Annotated in this window: 1 protein-coding gene; it reads left to right on the top strand. The window is 65.9% G+C overall.

Annotation, left to right across the window (positions count from 1 at the left end; translation table 11 throughout):
* Positions 1-498, top strand: a 498-nt coding sequence (cas1e, locus tag GYB81_RS24045; protein ID WP_161898023.1) for a type I-E CRISPR-associated endonuclease Cas1e, incomplete at both ends; no start/stop codon positions are given.

The raw sequence follows: 498 nt of genomic DNA, 5'->3' as shown, positions 1-498 counted from the left end.
TGCTGGTGTGGGTGGGTGAGGCCGGCGGGCGTCTGTACGCCAGTGGCCAGCCCGGAGGCGCTCGTGCTGATCGTCTGCTGTACCAGGCCCGTCTGGCCTTGGACGACGAGCTGCGGCTCAAGGTGGTACGCAAGATGTACGAACTGTGTTTCGCCGAGCCGGCGCCCGCGCGGCGTAGTGTCGAGCAATTGCGCGGCATCGAGGGCGCCCGGGTGCGCGAGACCTATCGGCTACTGGCTCGCCAGTTCGGAGTGGACTGGCGGGCGCGCAATTACGACCGGCGGAAGTGGGATGCCGCCGACGTACCGAATCGCTGCCTGTCGGCGGCCACCAGTTGCCTCTATGGAATCACCGAAGCTGCGGTGCTGGCGGCGGGGTATGCTCCGGCGGTCGGCTTCATCCATACTGGCAAACCGCTGTCGTTCGTTTACGACATCGCCGACCTGTTCAAATTCGACACAGTGGTGCCGGTCGCCTTCCGTATCGCCGCTAAGGCGC

Source organism: Pseudomonas yangonensis (genome assembly GCF_009932725.1).
Lineage (GTDB): Bacteria > Pseudomonadota > Gammaproteobacteria > Pseudomonadales > Pseudomonadaceae > Aquipseudomonas > Aquipseudomonas yangonensis.
The sequence above is the reverse complement of the archived record's forward strand: the minus strand, read 5'-3'. Positions and strand labels throughout refer to the sequence as shown.